The sequence below is a fragment of the Mitsuaria sp. RG genome, assembly GCF_028369275.1.
GTDB lineage: Bacteria > Pseudomonadota > Gammaproteobacteria > Pseudomonadales > Pseudomonadaceae > Aquipseudomonas > Aquipseudomonas peradeniyensis.
In genome coordinates, this window is sequence record NZ_JAQMYQ010000052.1 from 1 (window position 1) to 19,654 (window position 19,654).

23 protein-coding genes are annotated in these 19,654 nt (G+C 64.8%); 12 read left to right on the forward strand and 11 right to left on the reverse strand.

The genetic code is table 11. From position 1 onward, the window contains the following. Positions 1-77: 77 nt before the first annotated feature. The 4 genes from POF53_RS22285 to POF53_RS22300 all read left to right on the forward strand — a co-directional run bounded on the left by POF53_RS22285 (position 78) and on the right by POF53_RS22300 (position 3,715). Positions 78-1,814 carry a copper resistance system multicopper oxidase gene (locus tag POF53_RS22285; protein ID WP_254464959.1) on the forward strand — a complete coding sequence of 579 codons (1,737 nt, stop codon included), beginning with the start codon at positions 78-80 and terminating at the stop codon, positions 1,812-1,814. Continuing rightward, on the forward strand, positions 1,807-2,712 hold the full coding sequence (locus tag POF53_RS22290) for a copper resistance protein B (RefSeq protein ID WP_498969476.1): 906 nt from the start codon (positions 1,807-1,809) through the stop codon (positions 2,710-2,712). Before POF53_RS22285 ends, POF53_RS22290 begins: the two co-directional genes overlap by 8 nt. 137 nt (positions 2,713-2,849) lie before the next feature. Next, a complete protein-coding gene (locus tag POF53_RS22295) occupies positions 2,850-3,278 on the forward strand; it encodes a DUF411 domain-containing protein (RefSeq protein WP_203652022.1) in 429 nt (142 codons plus the stop codon). After that, positions 3,278-3,715, forward strand: coding sequence for a YqaA family protein (locus tag POF53_RS22300; protein WP_254464955.1), 438 nt, complete (start codon positions 3,278-3,280; stop codon positions 3,713-3,715). The genes POF53_RS22295 and POF53_RS22300 overlap by 1 nt, the downstream gene beginning before the upstream one ends. 55 nt (positions 3,716-3,770) lie before the next feature. On the opposite strand, the gene POF53_RS22305 is transcribed toward POF53_RS22300, so the two are convergent. The 11 genes from POF53_RS22305 to POF53_RS22355 all read right to left on the reverse strand — a co-directional run bounded on the left by POF53_RS22305 (position 3,771) and on the right by POF53_RS22355 (position 12,971). Further along, positions 3,771-4,979, reverse strand: coding sequence for a hypothetical protein (locus tag POF53_RS22305; protein ID WP_254464953.1), 1,209 nt, complete (start codon positions 4,977-4,979; stop codon positions 3,771-3,773). Positions 4,980-5,090: 111 nt separating this feature from the next. After that, the gene (locus POF53_RS22310; RefSeq protein WP_254464952.1) at positions 5,091-5,912 is read right to left on the reverse strand and encodes a hypothetical protein; all 822 of its coding nucleotides are present in this window, start codon (positions 5,910-5,912) and stop codon (positions 5,091-5,093) included. 14 nt (positions 5,913-5,926) lie between these two features. After that, on the reverse strand, positions 5,927-7,087 hold the full coding sequence (gene sctE / locus POF53_RS22315; protein ID WP_254464950.1) for a type III secretion system translocon subunit SseC family protein: 1,161 nt from the start codon (positions 7,085-7,087) through the stop codon (positions 5,927-5,929). Further along, positions 7,077-7,583 (reverse strand): SycD/LcrH family type III secretion system chaperone, encoded by a 507-nt coding sequence (locus POF53_RS22320; protein WP_254464948.1) that lies wholly within the window; start codon positions 7,581-7,583, stop codon positions 7,077-7,079. Before POF53_RS22320 ends, sctE begins: the two co-directional genes overlap by 11 nt. Before the next feature lie 8 nt (positions 7,584-7,591). Continuing rightward, positions 7,592-8,512 (reverse strand): virulence-associated V antigen, encoded by a 921-nt coding sequence (locus POF53_RS22325; protein WP_254464946.1) that lies wholly within the window; start codon positions 8,510-8,512, stop codon positions 7,592-7,594. A 185-nt stretch (positions 8,513-8,697) separates the two neighbouring features. Then, the gene (gene sctV / locus POF53_RS22330) at positions 8,698-10,797 is read right to left on the reverse strand and encodes a type III secretion system export apparatus subunit SctV (protein ID WP_203652005.1); all 2,100 of its coding nucleotides are present in this window, start codon (positions 10,795-10,797) and stop codon (positions 8,698-8,700) included. Then, entirely contained in the window at positions 10,794-11,123 is a 330-nt protein-coding gene (sctY, locus tag POF53_RS22335) for a type III secretion apparatus assembly chaperone SctY (RefSeq protein WP_234562358.1), read from the reverse strand. Before sctY ends, sctV begins: the two co-directional genes overlap by 4 nt. A 4-nt stretch (positions 11,124-11,127) precedes the next feature. Next, positions 11,128-11,493 (reverse strand): type III secretion apparatus assembly protein SctX, encoded by a 366-nt coding sequence (gene sctX / locus POF53_RS22340; RefSeq protein WP_498969481.1) that lies wholly within the window; start codon positions 11,491-11,493, stop codon positions 11,128-11,130. Continuing rightward, positions 11,490-11,861, reverse strand: coding sequence for a type III secretion system chaperone family protein (locus tag POF53_RS22345; protein ID WP_498969484.1), 372 nt, complete (start codon positions 11,859-11,861; stop codon positions 11,490-11,492). The genes sctX and POF53_RS22345 overlap by 4 nt, the downstream gene beginning before the upstream one ends. 2 nt (positions 11,862-11,863) lie before the next feature. Next, on the reverse strand, positions 11,864-12,148 hold the full coding sequence (locus POF53_RS22350; protein WP_203651998.1) for a TyeA family type III secretion system gatekeeper subunit: 285 nt from the start codon (positions 12,146-12,148) through the stop codon (positions 11,864-11,866). Continuing rightward, positions 12,129-12,971, reverse strand: coding sequence for an HrpJ domain-containing protein (locus POF53_RS22355; protein ID WP_232857013.1), 843 nt, complete (start codon positions 12,969-12,971; stop codon positions 12,129-12,131). The genes POF53_RS22350 and POF53_RS22355 overlap by 20 nt, the downstream gene beginning before the upstream one ends. Positions 12,972-13,178: 207 nt before the next feature. Between POF53_RS22355 and sctN the strand changes: the two genes are divergently transcribed. From sctN to sctU, 8 genes are read left to right on the forward strand one after another with little or no spacing between them, the layout of a single operon-like run. Further along, positions 13,179-14,507 carry a type III secretion system ATPase SctN gene (gene sctN, locus POF53_RS22360; protein WP_232857012.1) on the forward strand — a complete coding sequence of 443 codons (1,329 nt, stop codon included), beginning with the start codon at positions 13,179-13,181 and terminating at the stop codon, positions 14,505-14,507. Further along, positions 14,498-14,968 (forward strand): type III secretion system stalk subunit SctO, encoded by a 471-nt coding sequence (sctO, locus tag POF53_RS22365; protein ID WP_203651996.1) that lies wholly within the window; start codon positions 14,498-14,500, stop codon positions 14,966-14,968. Before sctN ends, sctO begins: the two co-directional genes overlap by 10 nt. Continuing rightward, on the forward strand, positions 14,962-15,804 hold the full coding sequence (locus POF53_RS22370) for a type III secretion system needle length determinant (RefSeq protein ID WP_498969487.1): 843 nt from the start codon (positions 14,962-14,964) through the stop codon (positions 15,802-15,804). The genes sctO and POF53_RS22370 overlap by 7 nt, the downstream gene beginning before the upstream one ends. Then, on the forward strand, positions 15,801-16,724 hold the full coding sequence (sctQ, locus tag POF53_RS22375; RefSeq protein ID WP_498969489.1) for a type III secretion system cytoplasmic ring protein SctQ: 924 nt from the start codon (positions 15,801-15,803) through the stop codon (positions 16,722-16,724). The genes POF53_RS22370 and sctQ overlap by 4 nt, the downstream gene beginning before the upstream one ends. After that, positions 16,721-17,374 (forward strand): type III secretion system export apparatus subunit SctR, encoded by a 654-nt coding sequence (sctR, locus tag POF53_RS22380; protein ID WP_498969491.1) that lies wholly within the window; start codon positions 16,721-16,723, stop codon positions 17,372-17,374. The genes sctQ and sctR overlap by 4 nt, the downstream gene beginning before the upstream one ends. A 1-nt stretch (position 17,375) precedes the next feature. Then, entirely contained in the window at positions 17,376-17,642 is a 267-nt protein-coding gene (sctS, locus tag POF53_RS22385; RefSeq protein WP_232857008.1) for a type III secretion system export apparatus subunit SctS, read from the forward strand. Further along, a complete protein-coding gene (gene sctT, locus POF53_RS22390; protein ID WP_203651991.1) occupies positions 17,639-18,427 on the forward strand; it encodes a type III secretion system export apparatus subunit SctT in 789 nt (262 codons plus the stop codon). Before sctS ends, sctT begins: the two co-directional genes overlap by 4 nt. Next, a complete protein-coding gene (gene sctU, locus POF53_RS22395; protein WP_498969494.1) occupies positions 18,424-19,470 on the forward strand; it encodes a type III secretion system export apparatus subunit SctU in 1,047 nt (348 codons plus the stop codon). Before sctT ends, sctU begins: the two co-directional genes overlap by 4 nt. Positions 19,471-19,654: the final 184 nt, after the last annotated feature.

Sequence of the window (19,654 nt, forward strand, 5' to 3'; positions counted from 1 at the left end):
GGGCGGGCCCCCGGCCCCGCGGGGGGGGCGGCCCCCCCCCGCGATCGGATGGACCTTGCCAGCACCGAGAACATGCCATGCCACCGACTCCAACCCGCCGCACCTTCGTCAAGGGCCTGGGTGCCGCCAGCGCCCTGGCCGGCCTCGGCCTCTGGCGCCCGCTGGCCCAGGCCGCCGAGGGCCGTCTGCCGCTGCATGACCTGAGCGGCCAGCAGTTCGACCTGTTCATCGGCCAGACCCCGGTCAACATCACCGGCCGCCCACGCACCGCGCAGACCATCAACGCCAGCCTGCCCGGCCCGCAGCTGCGCTGGCGCGAGGGCGACACCGTGACCCTGCGCGTGCGCAACCGCCTGGACCAGCCCACCTCGATCCACTGGCACGGCATCATCCTGCCGGCCAACATGGACGGCGTGCCGGGCCTGAGCTTCGCCGGCATCGAGCCCGGCGGCGACTACCTCTATCAGTTCACCCTGCGCCAGAGCGGCACCTACTGGTACCACAGCCACTCCGGGCTGCAGGAGCAGGCCGGCGTGTACGGCGCCATCGTCATCGAGCCCCGCGAACCCGAGCCGCACAAGTACCAACGCGACCATGTGCTGTTGTTCAGCGACTGGTCGGACCAGGCGCCGGAAGCCCTGATGGCCACCCTGAAGAAGCAGTCAGACGCCTTCAACTACCACAAGCGCACGGTCGGCAACTTCGTCGATGATGTTGCTGAGAACGGCTGGGGCAAGGCCGTCGACAATCGCTGGGCCTGGGCGAAGATGCGCATGAGCCCCACCGACCTGGCCGACATCAGCGCCGCCAGCTACACCTACCTGCTCAACGGCCAGCCCCCGGACGGCAACTTCACCTGCCTGTTCCAGCCCGGCGAGACCGTACGCCTGCGCCTGATCAATGCCTCGGCGATGACCTACTTCGACTTCCGCATTCCGGGCCTGAAGCTCACGGTGATCACCGCCGACGGCCTGCCGGTGACCCCGGTGACCGTGGACGAGCTGCGCATCGCCGTGGCCGAGACCTATGACGTGCTGGTCACCGTGGGCAACCTGCCCGCCTACACGCTGTTCGCCCAGAGCATGGACCGCACCGGCTTCGCCCGTGGCACCCTGGCCCGCGCGGCGGGTCTGCAGGCCCCCGTGCCCGAGCCGGACCCGCGTCCGGTGCTGACCATGGACGACATGGGCCACGGCGGCATGGGTGAGATGGACCATTCGAACATGCCAGCGATGGACCACGGCAATATGGCGGGCATGGACCACTCGAACATGGCCGGCATGGCCATGATGCAAGGCCACCCCGCCAGCGAAACCGACAACCCGCTGGTGGACATGCAGACCATGGCCCCCCGGGCCAACCTGGCCGATCCCGGCATCGGCCTGCGCGACAACGGCCGCCGGGTGCTGACCTACGCCGACCTGCGCAGCCCCTACTCCGACCCGGACGGACGCGAACCGTCGCGGGACATCGAGCTGCACCTGACAGGCCACATGGAACGCTTCGCCTGGTCGTTCGACGGCATCAAGTTCAGCGATGCCGAGCCGCTGCGCCTGAAATACGGCGAACGGGTGCGCATCACCCTGGTCAACGACACCATGATGACCCACCCCATCCACCTGCACGGCATGTGGAGCGACCTGGAGGATGAACAAGGGCGCTTCCTGGTGCGCAAGCACACCATCGACATGCCCCCCGGCAGCCGGCGCAGCTACCGCGTAACCGCCGATGCCCTGGGCCGCTGGGCCTATCACTGCCACCTGCTCTACCACATGGAGACCGGCATGTTCCGCGAGGTACGGGTCGATGAATGAGAACCGCAACCGCCACATCGTCACCGGTGTCGCGCTGATGGCCTTGCTGGCCAGTGAACGGGCCCTGGCCGCGGGCATGGACCACATGAACCATGGCGCCATGCAGATGGACCACGGCCAGGTGAACCACACCAGCATGCCCATGGACCACAGCCAGATGAACCACGCGGCGGCGGCCCCCGGCCAACCGCGCACACCGCTGCCGGTGATCACCGATGCCGATCGCCGCGCCGCCTTCCCGCCGTTGCCGGGGCATCAGGTGCACGACCGGGCGACCAACTGGGCAGTGATCGTCGACCAACTGGAGTACCAGAACTTCGAAAGCAGCGGCGCCCTGAACTGGAACGCCACTGCCTGGGTCGGCGGCGATATCGACCGCCTGTGGCTGCGCACCGAGGGTGAGCGGGAGCAAGGCAAGACCCACAAGGCCGAGCTGCAGGCCCTCTGGGGCCATGCCATCAGCCCCTGGTGGGAACTGGTCGGTGGCGTGCGCCAGGACTTCAAGCCCGCCAGCGGCCAGGGCTGGGCCGCCTTCGGCATCCAGGGCACGCCGCTCTACGGCCTGGAGCTGGAAGCCACCGCCTACGCCGGCGAGCGGCAGCAGACCGCGCTGCGCCTGGAGGCCGGTTACGCTATGCTGCTGACCAATCGCTGGATCCTCGAACCGACCGTCGAGGCCAACTTCTTTGGTCGCAACGACGCCGGGCGCGAACAGGGCTCGGGGCTGGCCGAAAGCGAAGTGGGCCTGCGCCTGCGCTACGAGATCACCCGCGCGTTCGCGCCCTATGTCGGGGTCAGCTTCAACCGCCTGCACGGCAACCGCGCCGAGCAGGCCAGGGAGGATGGCGAGGACATCGGCCAGACCCGGCTGGTGGCCGGGGTTCGCCTGCGTTTTTAAGGCCTGACGTCGCCCCTGTGGGAGCGGGTTTACCCGCGAATGCAATGGTGGACTCGCTGACGCATTCGCGGGTAAACCCGCTCCCACAGGGTCCGTGCAGATCAACCAGATGTGTTTTGTTTCACAGGAGCTCCACCATGCTGCGCAAACACCTGCTCACCCTCGGCCTGCTGGCCGTCACCGGCCTGGCACAGGCCGCCGAGACCATCGATGTCTACCGCGACCCCAACTGCGGTTGCTGCAAGGAGTGGATCAAGCACCTGAGCGATAACGGCTTCACCGTCAACGACCACGTCGAGCCAAACATGAGCGCGGTCAAGCAGCGCCTGGGCGTCGAGCCACGCCTGGCGTCGTGCCACACCGGGGTGATCGACGGCAAGTTCGTCGAAGGCCATGTCCCGGCCGAGCAGGTGCGTCTGCTGGCCAAACGCAACGACCTCAAGGGTATCGCGGTGCCGGGCATGCCGATGGGTTCGCCGGGCATGGAAATGGGTGACCACAAGGACGCCTACCAGGTCATCGGCGTGACCCGGGATGGCCAGGATACCGTGGTCGCCAACTACTGATGCTCAGCCTCGGGGCGCTGTTCCTCAGCGCCTTCGGCGCCGCCACCCTGTTGCCGCTGCAGTCCGAGACCGTGCTGGTCGGGCTGCTGCTGCGCGAACCGGGCGCCTGGGCGACCCTGCTGCTGGTGGCCACGCTCGGTAACGTGCTCGGTTCCATCGTCAACTGGCTGCTGGGCCGGGCCATCGAGCACCTGCGCGAACGCCGCTGGTTCCCGTTCAGCGCCAGCCAGCTGGAACGCGCCCAGCAACGCTACCAGCGCTGGGGCCAGTGGTCATTGCTGCTGAGCTGGATGCCGGTGATCGGCGACCCGCTGACCTTGATCGCCGGGATCATGCGCGAGCCGTTCTGGCGTTTCGTGCTGCTGGTCACCCTGGCCAAGGGCGGGCGCTATATCGTGGTGGCAATGATCACCCTGGGCTGGTTTCACAGCGGGTGACCTAAAGGGATTCGAAAGGCTGGCCGGGGCCCTGAGGCTCCAGCCAGTCTCAAGCTCAAGCCGCGTCGGCAGCCTGCAGGTTGCCGAGCAGACGCCCTGCCATGTCCAGCTTCTTCTGCAGTGTGTCCACGAACGAGAGCGCAGAGTGGGCCTGCAACAGATCGGGTTCCAGCTTACGCTGCCCGAAGAGGTCGCCGTAGGAGTGGGTCTGCCCTATCGCCGTGTGGTCCAGCACCATTGAAGCGATTGCCTTTTCGGCGGCACTGCCATGCTCGGCAAGACGCTCCAGGTGCTCAAATGACTGAGAAAGCGGACTGGTCGGCCGTTGCAGCGAATGCATGGTCGCGTTGAAGTCATTACGCGTTGGCAGAGCGACCTCATCGTCGATCTTGACAAATCCGAGCTTGACGTCCTTCAACGATGTTAGCGGATCAGGCTGTCCGATGGTCGCCCCACCGTAACTCGCTTCAGGCTCCACAGGCTGTGCAGGGCTCGCTTCGGCCAAAGTGCCGGCTACCACCGAAGCGGCATCGTCGTATGCTTGCGCCACGACAACTGGCGCCAGCGCATCGGACTTCTGGGCGAACAGGTCGATGAACTCGGCATCGACCTCTTTGACAAACGCCACCACCGCTTCAGGTCCTACCTGCTCGGGATCCGGAAACTCGGCAAACTTCGAAGCCAGGAAAATCACCGCATCGAGCACCTTGGCGGCAGCCATCGGATCGTTCTGCATCAGTTTGATATTGTCCGGAAACTGGGCCTCTTGCAAAGAGTAGCCACCGACGATATCGACCTCGGTGATGCTCGTCCCAACCTTCAGCTCTGGCACAAGCTCGCCCAGCTTGACGACATTCGACAACAGGCAGTTGGCGTTACGCATGATATTGCTGCCCGTGAGCTGCTCCGTGTAACTGGCCATGAACTGCTCGGTTGGCAGATTCTCCTGCTTCGCCAGTATCCCGCTGGCCTGCGACCTCATGACATCCGGCAGCCCTTTGGCCATCTGCTCGTTTAATGAACGCATCATGTCCGGCGCCGAAGCCGTGGCCTGCGCGCCGCCCGTCGCCACACCGGGACGAAAGCCGAGGAACTCGGCAATCGCGATGAACAGGCGCATCAGGATGCCATGCTTCTGCGGCTCCTCGTGACGCGCCAGGCGCTGCGCTGACTCGCTGGTTTTCACCTGTGCGCAGTCACTGCTCTCGTTGACTGGATGCAACTGGGCGGCACACACCCAACTGGTTGAAACCGATTCGATCATTGTACAAACCTCTTCTTGCAGCATCGTTTAACTTGGGAAAAGACCACTCTCACACCCGCAAGAACCTGGATCCTTACGGCTTGCAACATCCTTGCAGGAAAGCTGACGTGCTCAGGCCATGATGCCCGCAGCCCTGATCCCCTGATTGTCGTTGCGCAGGATTTCCTGGATCAGTTGACGCAACTGATCGATCATCTTCGCCAGGTCATCGGTACAGCGCTGGAACAGCTCCTTCTGGTTGCCGGCAACCGCCGCCTCGAGCTCCTGCTCTTTTGCCCAGACATCCTGCAGCGACTTGATGGCATGGGCGATGCCAGTGCCGAAGGCTGCGCCGCTCTGGGCCACGCCATTGAGCGTATGCAGCGTGGTATTGCGGGTGTCGATGGCGTTCTGCAGGTGCTTGACCTCGATACGGTTCTCGGCAATCAGTTTTTTCGAGGCCATCGCAACCTCACCGGACTTGGCAAACTCGGCAGCATGGCTGGCTTGTTCCAGGCCCTTGATCGTGCGCGCATCCCCCAGGTTCTTGAGCATGCCGGTGGTGCCGCTGGTCAGGGTGAACGCGCCCAATGCACCACTGACGGCAGCCGAGGCGAACAGCGCATTGCTGGCGGTTCTCATCCAGCCGATCTGCTCCTTGCTCGCCAGCACGCTGACTTCGGCCTGGGTCCTGCGTCCCTGGGCGTTGCCGTCACGCACCTGCATGGCGGCGCGGAGAATCGCCAGCAGGCTCTCCAGGTCCTGGCTGCAGGGCGTGGCCTGCGGTGTATCCAGGCTTACCCGCCCTTGCATCTCGGCAAATACCGCGCGCGTCGCCGCGCAGGGCATGGCCAGCATCGCCCATAGCGGCAGCCCGGCCTTCTGCCCCTCGGTGACCGGCAGTTGGGCATCCACGTGGGACGAATGATCGACAGTGGAAATGGACAGATTCATGATTGACTCCTTGATCAGGCAATGACGTTTCGGCAAGCGATATCGGTGCAGGCCTTGCTGCGGTTGTTCAACAGTTCCAGTAGTTGCTCGAAGCGTTGCGCCTTCCCCGCGAGCAGTTGTTCAAGCGCCTTGGCCAACTGCTCGAGAAAACAGTGTCCCTGGTCCAGCAGCAGGCGCATTTCCGCCAGTTGCGCCTCGCTGCGCAGTGCCAACCCCTGCATCACCGAACTGGCCGCCTGCCCGGCGCTGGACAGCGTGGTGGTGGCCATGCTGGCGCCGGTCAGGGTCATCTGCAGCTTGGCCTGGGTGCCCGCGCTGGCGGTCGAGCTGACCCCGGTGGAGGCGACGCCCTGGATCTTCTGGCCCACTGAAAGGACCGTCTGCGCGACCTTGCCACTCACCTTGCCGGCCACCCTGGCGGCGACCACCGCAAGGCTGCCACCGCAGGTCAGCACCACCGAGGCCAGCGCCAGGGCGACCTCGACCGCCATCAGCACCGGCCCGAGGTACTTCATCACCGCCTTGGAGATATGCCCGTCCTCGGCCGCCTGGTTCAACGACATGGACACCACGCCCATGACGCCACCGGCGATCATCAAGGCGCCCGCGACGGCGCCAAGGCCAGTGGCGACCATGACGGTCCCCACCACGATGGAGACGATGGCTGCGGCCCAGCCGAAGACCTTGGCGAACACGCTCGCCGTGCCGGCGTCCTGGTGTCGCTGAGCCACCTCCTCCATCTTCTGCGCATTGAGCGCCATCTGCTGGCGGTTTTGCTCGGTGAGCTGACGTACCTGCTGCAGGTTCAGCTCGGTCTGGCGCGCACCCAACTGGCTCAGCAGTTCAGTGAGGCGGATATCCAGTTCAGCGTCGGAGATATCCCCGGCGAGTTGGCCGAGTATCAATGCACCGACATCAGGTACCGCGACCAGCACTGGTTGCATGAGGCCTTCAGCGTCGATCAGCTTGTCGAATGCCAACCCCTGATGCAGCCCCTTCGCCAGCGGCGCTGGAGGGTCCAATCGGACACTCATGTCTTGCTTGATCGTTGCGACGCTGGACGCTGTACCGGTCTCGCCGGGCAACTGGATCGCCGTGCCCGGCAGCAGCATTTCCGATTCGATTTCAGCCGGTATCAGGAGCGGCTGCGCCACAGACAGAAGCTCAATTCGCATGACGTGCGCCCTCCTTCTGCTGCAGGGCCTCGAGCAGTACCTGCGCCTGACCTGCCAGGCCGGCATGCTCGCTGTCTACCGCCAGGATCAGCGCCTGCTCGTAGCCGCTGCGCGCCGCTGCCAGGTCGCCCAGGTACTGGTGGCATTGCGCGCCATGGAAGCTGAAACGCGGGTCCTGCGGCGCGAGCATCGCGCCATAGGCATAAGCCGGCAATGCGTCCTGGTAGCGCTCAAGCGCCTGGTACGCGCCTGCCACGCCAAGAAACGCCCGGGGGTCATAATGGTCGAGTGCCGCCAGCCCCTTGAACAGCGTGAGCGCATCGTCCAGCCGTCCCGCCTGGTAGAAGTTGAACGCCTGGGCGTAAAGCGTTTCCAGTTGCGCCGCGCATACCCCGCGCAGCATGGCGAAGGTGCCGCCATCGCCAAAGAAGCGCTCGATCGCATCGACGTTGTTGGCATCGGCATCGTCGCCGGCCATCTGTTGTACTGCCGTCATCACCTACCTCAGTTCTGCAGAATCCTGGACAGCATCGAGAACCAGGTCTCGACGAACTTCATCATCACCTCGGTGGAGGTGGTGTAGCGCGAGCCCACGTCGTTGAGCAGGGTGGTCTGTTCGGTCACCTTGTCGTTGACGATGCGGGTGCGGTCGCTCAGGGCCTGGGAGAAATTGGCCAACGGGTTGTTGTCCTTGTCCCAGGCGTACTGCGCTTTCAGGTCGCTCATCGGCCCACTGACCTTTTGCAGGCGGCCGCCGTTTTCACTCGACGCAGAGGCAGATTGCGCGCCCTCGAGGAAATGCCGCACCGTGACGATCCCGTCCGACTGGAACGTATCCAGGCTCGAGAGCAATCGGCGCTCGGAGCTCTTCTCCCAACTGTCCGCATCTAGGTCGTAAAGCTTGCGGTCGAAGAGGTTGAAACCATCGTCTTCCAGCTTGAAGGTGCCCTTGTCGGCCATCACCATGTTGACCTTCGACTGGATCACACTGAAGATCTTCAGCTCCGCCGTAAGGCACTTGAGCTGCTCGCTGAGCTCGGTGCGCTCGGCCTTCTGCTTGCGCATGCGCAGGCCCATCGCCGCCATCACCAGCTCGTCCATGCACAGGCGCTCGCCCAGGTTCTGCAGCTGCAAGGGCGCTCCCGGCAACCAGCCGGCATAAGCCTCGAGCAATCGGTACAGCGCGTCGACATGCTGCTCGGGCAACGGTTGCGCCAACAGGCTCTCGAAATAGGGACGGCTCTGTGCCAGACGCGCTTGCCCCTCGGCCCCCAGCAACGTCTCGATGGCCTGCGACCGGTGCTCCGCGCTCAGCGGCTGGCCTTGGCCGTCCACGGCCACGATCCCGTGCTGATCCTGGATCGCCTCCAGCCGTTTGATATCCCGCCAGGTGTCCGGCGGCGCGACACGGTCTACGTACGGCAAAGGGACAGGGCGACTTCTTGCTTCAATAGAACTGCTCATCATCTGCATCCGGTTGGTCAGGTACCCTTCCTGGCACAAGGCCGGGGTACATGCCGATGAAGTCTATTGAGGTGCAAGCGGCCGCTCCGTCAGACCCGGCCGCGATTTTGTAGTTTGTGGGTACGCTTTCTGACGCCAGGCTGGCGTCAGCCGATGCGCCCCAATGGCTGGATGTTGATCTGCGTGGTGAGTTCCTGGAAGGACAGCACCGGCAAGTCGAAATAGATGCCCTCGACCAGCTTGCGCACATAGCGGCGGATATCCATCGACACCACCAGCACGGGCCTTGCCTGGGCATCCTGCAAGTCGCCCACCACGGCTTTCACCTGGGCGAGAAAGGTGTCGCTCTGCGCAGGCTCCAGGGCCAGGTAGCTGCCGGCACTGGTCTGGCGGATGCCGTTGCGGATCATCTCCTCGACCGCCGGATCCAGCAGGTAGGCCGGCAGCAGGTTGTGCCCGCTGGCGTACTTGTAGCAGATATAGCGCTTGAGGCTGCTGCGCACGTATTCGGCCAGCTGCACCACGTCCTTCTCTTTCTGCCCCCACTCCACCAAGGCTTCGAGGATCGAGCGCATGTTGCGGATCGAGATACCCTCGCCCACCAGCCGCTGGAACACCTCGGTGATGCGCTGCAACGGCAGGATGCGCTGCACCTCCTTGACCAGCTCCCCATAGCCCTGCTCCATCTGCTCCAGCAGGTAGCGGGTCTCCTGGATACCGATGAAGTCCCCGGCGTATTCGCACAAAACCTGCGACAGGTGCCAGGCAAGCACCTGGTCAATCGCCAGGAAGGCGCATCCGGCGCGCTCCAGACGCTCGCGCTGGGCCTGCTCCACCCACAGCGCTGCCCGTCCTGGCAGCAGGGCTTCGCCTTCCTCGTAGGGCACGCCGACAAGCGCCAGCTGGCTGGGCTTTTCCTGGACCAGCAGCCGTTCCGGCATCAGCCTGCCACGCGCCACCGGCACTTCCTGCAACAGGATGCGGTACTCGCCGGGGCCGAGCACGCTGCTGAAACGCAGGCGGATACCGGGAAACGGCACGCCATGATCCAGATACAGCGCCTGGCGGACCCGCGCCAGCTCGTCGTTCAGCGAGGCAGCCTCCAAGGCGGCTTGCAGGCCACTGTCCACATCGATGAGCAAGGGCACCGTCAAGGCGAACGCTTGCGCGTCAGCGGCCGTCTTCGCCTTGCCGGAAGGCTTGAGCGTGGGGGCGCCAGCGCCATTGGCCAGCAACGCCGGCAGGCCACCAGTGTGCAGCCGGCCCTCCTCCGCGATGCGCCGTTGGCGGATCGCCCACCAGCCACCGCCCCCGACCAGCAGTGCCAGGGTAAGGAAAGTGACCGTCGGAAAGCCTGGAACAAGCCCGAACAACACCAGCAATGCGCCGCCGATCATCAGGGCCTTGGGTTGCGCCATTACCTGGTTGCCGATATTCGCCCCAAGGTCGCGCGCCCCTTCGCCATCGCGGGTGACGATGATGCCGGCTGTGATGGCGATCAGCAGCGCCGGCACCTGGCTGACCATGCCATCGCCCACGGTAAGCACCGCGTAGAGCTGCAAGGCGTCAGCCGCGCTCATGCCCTTCTGCATCACGCCGATGGCCAGGCCCGCCAGCAGGTTGACCACGATGATCACCAGCCCGGCGATGGCGTCGCCCTTGACGAACTTCATCGCCCCGTCCATGGCTCCATACATCTGGCTGGCCTTCTCCACCTCGCCACGGCGCTCGCGGGCCTCGTTGACGTCGATGACCCCGGCGCGCAGATCGCCATCGATGCTCATCTGCTTGCCCGGCATGGCATCGAGGGAAAACCGCGCGCTGACCTCCGCCACCCGCTCGGCGCCCTTGGTGATGACCAGGAACTGCACGATGGTGATGATCAGGAACAGGATGCAGCCCACCACCAGGTTGCCGCCGACCACGAAGTCGCCGAAGGTCTGCACGATCTGCCCGGCGTCGGCCTCCAGCAGGATCATCCGCGTGGTGCTGATCGACAGTGCCAGGCGAAACAGCGTGGTGACCAGCAGCACCGAGGGAAACACCGAGAAATGCAGCGGCGATACGACATACACCGACATCATCAGCAGCACCACGGCGATGGTCATGTTCAGGGCGATCAGCAGGTCCAGCAACAGCGGTGGCAACGGCAGGATCATCATGAACACCACCGCCAGCAGCATCACGGCCAGCATCAGGTCCTTGCGCGCGCCGATATGGCCAAGCACCCGGGTCAAGGTGTTCATGGGTGGGCCTTGCGTCGCAGGTACTCGGCGAAGGTGGCCTGGGCCTGCTCCAACCGGCCCGCCATCTGCTGCGCCTGGCTCAGGCACAGCCACAGGGGGGCCCGCTGCTCACCGGCGTCACGCAGCGCCAGGCACTGCTGCTCGGCACGCGCCCAGTCGCCCAGTTCCAATGCAGCCACTACCGAGGCGCGGCGCCCGGCGATGTGATCGGGATCAACCCGCAACAGCACCTCCAGCAACGTATGCGCGCCCTCGGGCCGGCCACATCGCAGGTGCAGCCAGGCCAACAGCTGCAGGACATCACGCTGTTCAATCGTCAATTGCATCTATTCATACCTTGAGCAGAAGGTTGGCGTAGCACGCCAGCGTATGCCGGTCGGCCAGCAATGCCTGCAGCAGCGCCGCCGCCTGGCGGTTCTCGCGGCCCTGGGTGTTGAGGAGTTGCTCCGCCAGGGCGTCCAGCGTCGTGGCGAAGCGCTGCGGGTCGTACAGGGCATGCAGTTCCTGTTCGGGGCTGGCGTAGGACAGACGCAGGCGTTCCATCCGATGCCGCGGGTACAGTTCACGCAGATGAGCCTGCACGGATTGCCCCGGCATCGGCAGCGGTTCGCCAGCCGGCCGTGGCAACGCAGTGTCGGCTGCCAATGACGGCAACCACAGGTCAGGGAGCTGCCCGGCTCGCTCGATCACGCTCATGCCGTGAGCACTTCGACACGCACCCGCGACAGCAGCCGGCAAGCCTCATGCAGTACCTGCTCGGTCACCCGGTGCTCATCAAGGCTGACCAGCAACACCAGGCGGTCGTCAGGCAGCAGGCCGCAACGCAGCAGTTGGCCAGGCGCCTGATGATCATGGACCTGCCTGAGCGCATTCGACAGGGCACGTTCAAACAGTGCTCCATGCACGGGAAAGGTCAGCCAGAGTGTCAACTGCCCTGCCTGTCGCTCAAACTGCACGACACCGATATCCGCAAGTTCCAGACGCTGAAAGGTCTCCTGCGGATGCGCCAGAATCACTCCCTGATCGCGACAGAACCGGACCATGGCTTCAGTACACAAGTCCATGCTCACGCCTCCCGCCCGCCATGCAGCGACGCTTCTTCGTCGTCGATGAGCTGGTCCATGGTCAACTGACAGATCGCCAGCAGGTGCTCGCGCTGGACCTCTTCGCTGAACACCTGCAAGGGCAGCAGGCGAAAGATCCGCCGCAGTTCACGCAGGCAATGGACACGTTGAGCGCCAGGGGCCAGCGGCAGCGCGGCGAGCAGGCGCAGGATGTCCTGTTCGGTGATCCAGCGCTTGTCGAGCAGCGCCAACAGGTCGCTGACCAGATCAGAAGGCCCGTACGCCACTGGGCTCTCCGGCAAGCTGGCGGAACAGCGCGGCCGTGTCGCTTTCCAGTTTCTTGAGGGCCTGCACCAGCTTCATGTCGCTGATGACCTGCTGCAGCTGGTTGCTGTCCAGGTGCGAGGACGGCCCGCTGATATGACTGGCCAGGCCGTTGAGCATGAACTGGGCGATATCGCCGATGGCCGCATCGCCGAAGCGTGCGCGCAAGTCGTCCCAGGCGTGCCGGAGCCCGCGATAACCGCACAGGAAGTCGCAATAAACCTCGCGCAGCGCGGCCACCTCGGCGACACCCTGCTCCTGGGTCGCCTGTGCCAGCGGACCGATCTCGATCCCCAGTTCGATCGCCTGGCCTTGCGTCTGCGCCATGCTTGCCATGGCTTGGTCCAGCTTGCCGAGCAAGTCGCGGGTATCAGCCGCCTTGCCCAATGCATCACGGGCATAGGCCAGGGCCAGGTAGCGATGGCAGGCTTCGCCGGAGAAGCCATCCAGGCGTGCCTCCAGCTCCCCCGGTGTCAGATGAGGATGCTGACGCAACCAGGCCACCAGTTCATCCAGGGCGCGGCGCTGGACGTCCGGCACCTTGGCCAGCATCTCCTCGGCCGCCTGGCCCGCCTGCTGCCCATGCAGGCGCGCATCGGTGACGCGACTGCGGGCACTGAGCCGGGCATTGGCCAGCGACGAGAATGCCATCGACAGCTCCTCCGCCATCTCGGCCTGCTGCCCCATCGGGGTCACCTGCCGCGCCTGGACGGTTGCCTGCGCCTCCCAGCCGCCCCCCATGTCCACCATCGGGTCAACCCGGGCAAAGCCGATGCCTTCGCTCATCCCCACCTCACTTCGAAATAAATGAATGAGCGGCATGCTAGAGGCAAGCCAGCAGCCGTACTGTCATCGTCGGGCGCTTCTTTTTAGCCTGCCGGCGCGCGCAACACATAGCGACCGGAATCTAAAAACATGCGACTCACAGTGAAATCCATCCCCGGGCAAGCTTCCTAGAATGGTCCCCTTCATTCACGCACCCACATCGTACCCATGTCGCCATCGCTGCTGCAGATTCCCCAGACCCTGAAGTCTGCCGTGAACGGCGCCACCCTGGTCCAGGTCAACGGCAAGGTCACCCAGGTCACCGGCACCCTGATCCGTGCGCTGGCGCCCGGCGTGCAGGTCGGCGAGCTATGCCGACTGCGCAGGCCCAACCATGAGCAGGCGCTGCTGGCCGAGGTCATCGGCCTGCAACAGGACCAGGCGTTGCTCGCCCCGCTGGGCGACATGCAGGGCCTTTGCACGCGCACCGAGGTCTGCCCCACCGGGAGCATGCACCGCGTGGGCGTGGGGGATCATTTGCTGGGAACAGTGCTTGACGGCTTCGGCAACCCGCTCGACGGCAGCATGCCGGCCACACCACAGGCCTGGTACCCGGTGCACCGGGATGCGCCGGCGCCCTTGAGCCGCAAGCTGGTCGACACGCCCTTGAGCCTGGGCATCCGTTGCATCGATGGGCTGCTCACCTGCGCCGAGGGGCAGCGGGTCGGCATCTTCGCCCCTGCCGGCGGCGGCAAGAGCACGCTGCTGGCCTCGTTGATGCGCAACGCGAAGGCCGACGTGATCGTCCTTGCGCTGATCGGCGAGCGCGGTCGCGAGGTGCGCGAGTTCATTCATCACGAGCTTGGCGAACACGGGCTGCGCCGCGCGGTGCTGGTGGTTTCGACCTCCGACCGCCCGGCGATGGAGCGGGCCCGGGCGGGCTTCGTCGCCACCACCGTGGCCGAGTATTTCCGCGACCAGGGTTGCAAGGTCCTGTTGCTGATGGACTCGCTGACCCGCTTCGCCAGGGCCCAACGCGAGATCGGCCTGGCCGCGGGTGAACCGCCGACCCGACGCGGCTTTCCGCCCTCGGTGTTCGCCCAGTTGCCACGCCTGCTCGAGCGCGCCGGGCACTCGGACAAGGGCTCGATCACCGCGCTCTACACCGTGCTGGTGGAGGGCGACGACCTGAACGAACCGATCGCCGAGGAAACCCGCTCGATCCTCGATGGCCATATCGTGCTGTCACAGGCGCTGGGGGCGGCCAACCACTACCCGGCCATCGACGTGCTGCGCTCGGTCAGCCGGGTCATGCACCAGGTGGTCAGCCCTGCCCACCGTGCCGCCGCCAGCCAGTTGCGCCAGTGGATGGCGCGCTATGAAGACGTCGAACTGCTGCTGCGAGTCGGCGAATACTCCCGAGGCCAGGACCCTGCCGTGGACCTGGCCATCGACAAGCACGATGCCATTCGTGCCTGGCTGTGCCAGGCACCGCACGAACACAGTTCGCTGCAGCAGAGCCTCGAACAACTGCTGGAGATCGCCCGGTGCCCTTGACCACCCTGTTATCCATCAAGCAACGCCGACTGCAACGGGCCGAGCACGAAGCGCGCAATCAGCAGGCCCGCTTGCAGGCGGCACAGGCGGACAAGGCAAAATCGCTCGAGGCGCACCTGACGTATCGGTGCTGGTCCCGCGAAGAGGAGCAGCGCCTGTTCGATGCGCAGGTGGGGCGCCTGACCAAGCGCCATGACCTGGAACAGTGGCGTCGCCAGGTCGGCCTGCTCGGCGAGCGGGAAGCGAGCCTGCGTGGACAAGTCGTGGCCTGCGAGAATGCACTGGCGCGCCAGCACACCGCACGCCAGCAGGCGCAAGCGAAACTTGCCCAGGCCAGACAACAGCTGGACAGCTTCAAGCAACTGCACGAGCAGGCATCCCGGCAAGCCGCTCGGCGCACAGAGCACAGCCAGGAGCTCGAAGTGGAGGAGTGCCATGGCCAGGGAGGCTCGCCATGCTGAACACCCAGCCTGTTCCTGCGCTGGCGGACAACCCATTGCCTGACCCGCCTGAACGTGGGCCTTGCAACGAGCAGCGACTGTTGTTCGAACACCTGCTGGAAATTCCACGGTTCAAGCGCAGCGCGCCGCAGGATACAGGCCTTCGACCTGCCCGGGACGAGGCCAGCCCTGAACGCCCTGTCACCCAAGTGGTCCTGAGCATGGCTGCCTTGATCGCAAAGTGCCCACCCGCCTGCGCAGCAGAACGACCTGCGCTGATCGAGAACGTCATCGAACGCCCCCTTCCGGAGCCCATGCCAGCGATACTTGATGAGGTCGAGCCGACCTCATTGACCGAGGCAAGCCGTGCCGATGCGGGCCTGCAAACCGTCCGCGACAGTACCGACAACGTGCCGGATCGTCTGCTACCCAGTGATATCGAGCCAATCCTTGCGCCCCCTGCCTCATCGGGCGAGCGCCCCCTGATCGACAGGGCCTTGCCGGCAACTGTCGCGGCCCCCATCCAGGATCTGCAGACGCTTGTGGAGCGCCTGCAATTGCAACTGTTCGCCAGCAGGACGGGTACCCGCGAACAGGCCCTGTTGCAGGTGCAGTTACCTCAGCTGGGCCATGTCGAAGTACGCATGAACCCTGTGAGCGCTGGCCTGCAGGTGGAGATCCAGGCGGCGCCAGCCGCCCTGCGGCAATTGCAGGTAGCCGGTACGGACCTGCTTGAGCGTCTGCAACGGCTCGATCCCGCGCAGCCGGTCAGCCTCGGCTTCGGCGCAAATGGCGACAGCCAGCAAGGCTCACGCAACAAGCGCCATGTAGAGGACGAAGGCTGGTCTGAACCATGAGTACATTGAACTTGCCTGCCGCCCACACCCAGGAACTGCGCTTGCAGCAGTTACTGAGCCATCGCCAACCCCATTATGCCGACGATCAAGGGCAGGTCTCGCTGAGTGTCAGCGTTCCAGGCGATGACCTGGATCTGGCCGTGCAGATCGATTGGCTCGGCGTACCGACTCGCCTGCTGTGTCGTCGGCAGCAGCTGGCGCAATGGCTTGCACCGCAGTTGCAGGCCGCCGACTTTGCCAGCCTCCCCAGCGCACTGCAGTTGGCGGTGCTGCAACGGGACACTCCTCGCCTGCCCGGCCTGCAATGCCTGGGCATCGAGCCAGCAGAAACCATCGACCGCACACCCGGTCTGCAAGTGACGCTGAGCAGCACGCAAGGCCTGCTGCCCTGCTGGGTGCAAGGCGAAAGCGAGCGCCTGCTGACGGTCTTGCCACGGCGTCCACTGCGCGAACGCCTGAACATCCTGCTGAACCTCTCGCTGCAGTGGCGCCCCCTCGAACTGACGTTGCACGAGCTGCGCGACCTCGGCACGGGCGACATCCTGCTGCTGCCCGCAGGTACGCCAAGCTCCCCGCGACTGTTGGGCGTGCTCGATGGCCACCCCTGGGCCGAACTGCAACTCGACGACACACACCTGGAGCTAGTCCGCATGCACGACACCCCCCCTGTGACCGACACCGCCCTGGAAACACTGGAGCAACTACCAATACCGGTCAGTTTCGAAGTCGGTCGCCAGACCCTCGACCTGCACACGCTGTCGACCCTGCAACCTGGAGCGCTGATCGAACTGCACAGCCCGCTGGATGCCCAGGTGCGTATCCTCGCCAACCAGCGCTGTGTCGGCACCGGTCTGCTGGTGCAGATCGACGGCCGCCTCGGGGTGCGGATCAACCGCCTGCTGGAACAGCAACCGACATGATCCAGCTGCCGAACGAACTGAGCCTGATCCTCGGCCTGGCGCTGCTGTCGCTGGTGCCCTTCATCGCGGTCATGGCCACCTCGTTCCTGAAGATGGCCGTAGTCTTCTCGTTGCTGCGCAATGCCCTGGGTGTCCAGCAGATTCCGCCGAACATGGCCCTGTACGGCCTGGCGATCATTCTCAGTATCTACGTCATGGCCCCGGTGGGCATGGCTACCTACGACTACCTGAACGCCCATGAAACGACCCTCGGCGATGCCCGCTCAGTCGAACGTTTTCTCGACGAAGGCATGGCGCCGTTTCGCGCCTTCCTCGATGGCCAGGTCAACGAGCGCGAACGCGCCTTCTTCCTCGACAGCGCCCACCAGCTATGGCCCAGCCACTACGCCGAGCGGGTCGATGGCAACGGCCTGCTGGTGCTGCTGCCGGCGTTCACCATCAGCGAGCTGAGCCGGGCCTTTGAGATCGGTTTCCTGATCTGCCTGCCCTTCATCGCCATCGACCTGATCATCTCCAACATCCTCCTGGCCATGGGCATGATGATGGTCTCGCCGGTGACCATTTCACTGCCCTTCAAGCTGCTGCTGTTCGTCCTGCTCGACGGCTGGGGACGACTCTCCCATGGCCTGGTGCTGAGCTACGGAGGCTGACATGCACAGTACCGAAGTGTTGCACTTCGCCAGCCAGTCGCTGTGGCTGGTGCTGGTCCTTTCCCTGCCGACAGTATTGATGGCCGCGCTGGTGGGCACCCTGGTATCCCTGGTGCAGGCGTTGACCCAGGTGCAGGAACAGACCCTGGGCTTCGTCGCCAAACTGGTGGCGGTGGTCGTCACCCTGTTCGTCACCGCCGACTGGATGGGCAGCGAGCTATATCGCTACACCGACCTGGTGCTCAACCGGATTCCCTCGGTGCGATGACGGTCCAGACACTTGAACAGATGCTGCTGGGCTTCAGCCTGATCCTGCCCCGGTTGTTCGGCTGCTTTCTCCTGCTGCCGATCCTCGGCAAGCAGGTACTGGGCGGCGCGCTGGTGCGCAATGGCGTGGCCTGTTCGCTGGCGCTGTTCATCTACCCCTGCGTGGCCGGTACCCTGCCCGCCGAGCTGGACGGGTTGCAGCTGGGGCTGCTGATCGGCAAGGAAGTGCTGCTCGGCCTGCTGCTGGGCTTTGTGGTGGTCATCCCGTTCTGGGCCCTGGAGGCCTGCGGTTTTCTCATCGACAACCAGCGCGGCGCCACCCTGGCCTCCACCCTCAACCCGCTGCTGGGCAGCCAGACCAGCCCCTCCGGCACCTTGCTGGCGCAGACGCTCCTTACCCTGTTCTTCACCGGCGGCGCCTTCCTGGGGTTGCTGGGGGCACTGCTGGGCAGTTACGCCAGCTGGCCGGTGGCAAGCTTCTACCCGCACATCGGCAGCCAGTGGAACACCTTCTTCCTGGCCCAGTTCGATTACCTGCTGGCCCTGTGCGTGCTGTTCGCAGCACCCTTGCTGATCGCCATGTTCCTCGCCGAACTCGGCCTGGCCCTGGTCAGCCGCTTCGCGCCGTCGCTGAACGTGTTCATCCTGTCCATGCCGATCAAGAGCCTGGTCTGCAGCACGCTACTTGTGCCGTACCTGGTCCTGCTGATGACACTGGCCGAGGATCAGGTGTCCATCGCGCTGGCCAAGGCAAGTCTGCTCGCTCCGTTGCTGGAGCAACCATGAGCAGCGAGAAAACTGAACAGCCCACACGGGCAAAATTGCGCGATGCGCGCCGCAACGGTCAGGTGGCCAAGAGCAAGGAGCTGGTCTCCACGGTGCTGATCCTGAGCCTGGTTGCGTTGCCCATGGCTTTTCCCGACTACTTTCTCGGGCATCTGCGTGAGCTGATGATGCTCCCCGCCCCCCTGCTCTACCTGCCCTTTCGCCAAGCGCTGGAGCTGATGCTCGAGCAACTGCTGCATGAGTTGCTATGGCTCACCCTGCCGTTCCTGCTGACGGCCGTGCTCGCCGCCATCGCCGGCAACCTGCTGCAGACCGGCTTCGTGTTCAGCGGCCAGTCGCTCTCACCCGACCTGAAGAAAGTCAGTCCACTGGAGGGGGTGAAACGAATCTTCTCGGTCAGGAACGTGTTCGATTTCCTCAAGTCGTCGCTCAAGGTACTGCTGCTCGGCGCGCTGGTGCTTGGCCTGCTCAGCGACCACCTGCGCACGCTGCTGCGGGTGGCATCGTGCGGCATCGAGTGCATCCTGCCGTTGCTGGGCAGCCTGATGGGCAGACTGATCGGGGTCTGTGCCGTGGGTTTCCTGGCGATCTCGGCAGCCGACTACGGCCTGGAGCGCTGGCAGCATCTCAAGCAATTGCGCATGAGCAAGGAAGAGGTCAAGCGCGAGCACAAGGAGATGGAGGGCGCCCCCGAGCTCAAGCGCGAGCGCCGCAAGCGCCATCGCGAAATGCACAACGGCACGTTGCGCGCGGAGGTCAGGCGCTCGTCGGTCATCGTCGCCAACCCGACCCATATCGCCGTGGGCCTGCGCTACAAACCCGGGGAAACACCCTTGCCGCTGGTCACCCTCAAGTACACCGACGAGCAGGCCCTGTTGGTGCGGCGGATTGCCGAGGAAGAAGGAGTACCGGTGCTCGAACGTATTCCCCTGGCCCGGGCGCTATTCGCCGACAGCCGGGTGGAGCAGTACATTCCCGGCGAGTTGATCCAGCCGGTGGCCGAGGTGATTCGCTGGTTGCAGGCGCAGGAGGAGATGGCATAGATAACGTAAACCACAGGCAAACCAAGGTCCCTGTGGGAGCGGGTTTACCCGCGAAGCAAGCGCCGCGGTGGTTGGCACCAGCTTCGCTGGTGTTCGCGGGTAAACCCGCTCCCACAGGGATCGCGCCAGATTCTAAAAATTGAGCAAGACAGTTGCTCCCACAGGTCCAGGACAATGGAGATGG

Coding starts and splice junctions, on each gene's coding strand:
- sctY (WP_234562358.1), bottom strand. CDS start 11,123: ATGCAATTGACGATTGAACAGCGTGATGTCCTGCAGCTGTTGGCCTGG.
- sctS (WP_232857008.1), top strand. CDS start 17,376: ATGCACAGTACCGAAGTGTTGCACTTCGCCAGCCAGTCGCTGTGGCTG.
- POF53_RS22355 (WP_232857013.1), bottom strand. CDS start 12,971: ATGAGCGAAGGCATCGGCTTTGCCCGGGTTGACCCGATGGTGGACATG.
- sctT (WP_203651991.1), top strand. CDS start 17,639: ATGACGGTCCAGACACTTGAACAGATGCTGCTGGGCTTCAGCCTGATC.
- sctE (WP_254464950.1), bottom strand. CDS start 7,087: ATGCGAATTGAGCTTCTGTCTGTGGCGCAGCCGCTCCTGATACCGGCT.
- POF53_RS22370 (WP_498969487.1), top strand. CDS start 14,962: ATGCTGAACACCCAGCCTGTTCCTGCGCTGGCGGACAACCCATTGCCT.
- sctN (WP_232857012.1), top strand. CDS start 13,179: ATGTCGCCATCGCTGCTGCAGATTCCCCAGACCCTGAAGTCTGCCGTG.
- POF53_RS22290 (WP_498969476.1), top strand. CDS start 1,807: ATGAATGAGAACCGCAACCGCCACATCGTCACCGGTGTCGCGCTGATG.
- POF53_RS22320 (WP_254464948.1), bottom strand. CDS start 7,583: ATGACGGCAGTACAACAGATGGCCGGCGACGATGCCGATGCCAACAAC.
- sctR (WP_498969491.1), top strand. CDS start 16,721: ATGATCCAGCTGCCGAACGAACTGAGCCTGATCCTCGGCCTGGCGCTG.
- POF53_RS22345 (WP_498969484.1), bottom strand. CDS start 11,861: ATGGACTTGTGTACTGAAGCCATGGTCCGGTTCTGTCGCGATCAGGGA.
- POF53_RS22305 (WP_254464953.1), bottom strand. CDS start 4,979: ATGATCGAATCGGTTTCAACCAGTTGGGTGTGTGCCGCCCAGTTGCAT.
- POF53_RS22310 (WP_254464952.1), bottom strand. CDS start 5,912: ATGAATCTGTCCATTTCCACTGTCGATCATTCGTCCCACGTGGATGCC.
- sctQ (WP_498969489.1), top strand. CDS start 15,801: ATGAGTACATTGAACTTGCCTGCCGCCCACACCCAGGAACTGCGCTTG.
- POF53_RS22285 (WP_254464959.1), top strand. CDS start 78: ATGCCACCGACTCCAACCCGCCGCACCTTCGTCAAGGGCCTGGGTGCC.
- sctU (WP_498969494.1), top strand. CDS start 18,424: ATGAGCAGCGAGAAAACTGAACAGCCCACACGGGCAAAATTGCGCGAT.
- sctX (WP_498969481.1), bottom strand. CDS start 11,493: ATGAGCGTGATCGAGCGAGCCGGGCAGCTCCCTGACCTGTGGTTGCCG.
- POF53_RS22295 (WP_203652022.1), top strand. CDS start 2,850: ATGCTGCGCAAACACCTGCTCACCCTCGGCCTGCTGGCCGTCACCGGC.
- sctV (WP_203652005.1), bottom strand. CDS start 10,797: ATGAACACCTTGACCCGGGTGCTTGGCCATATCGGCGCGCGCAAGGAC.
- POF53_RS22300 (WP_254464955.1), top strand. CDS start 3,278: ATGCTCAGCCTCGGGGCGCTGTTCCTCAGCGCCTTCGGCGCCGCCACC.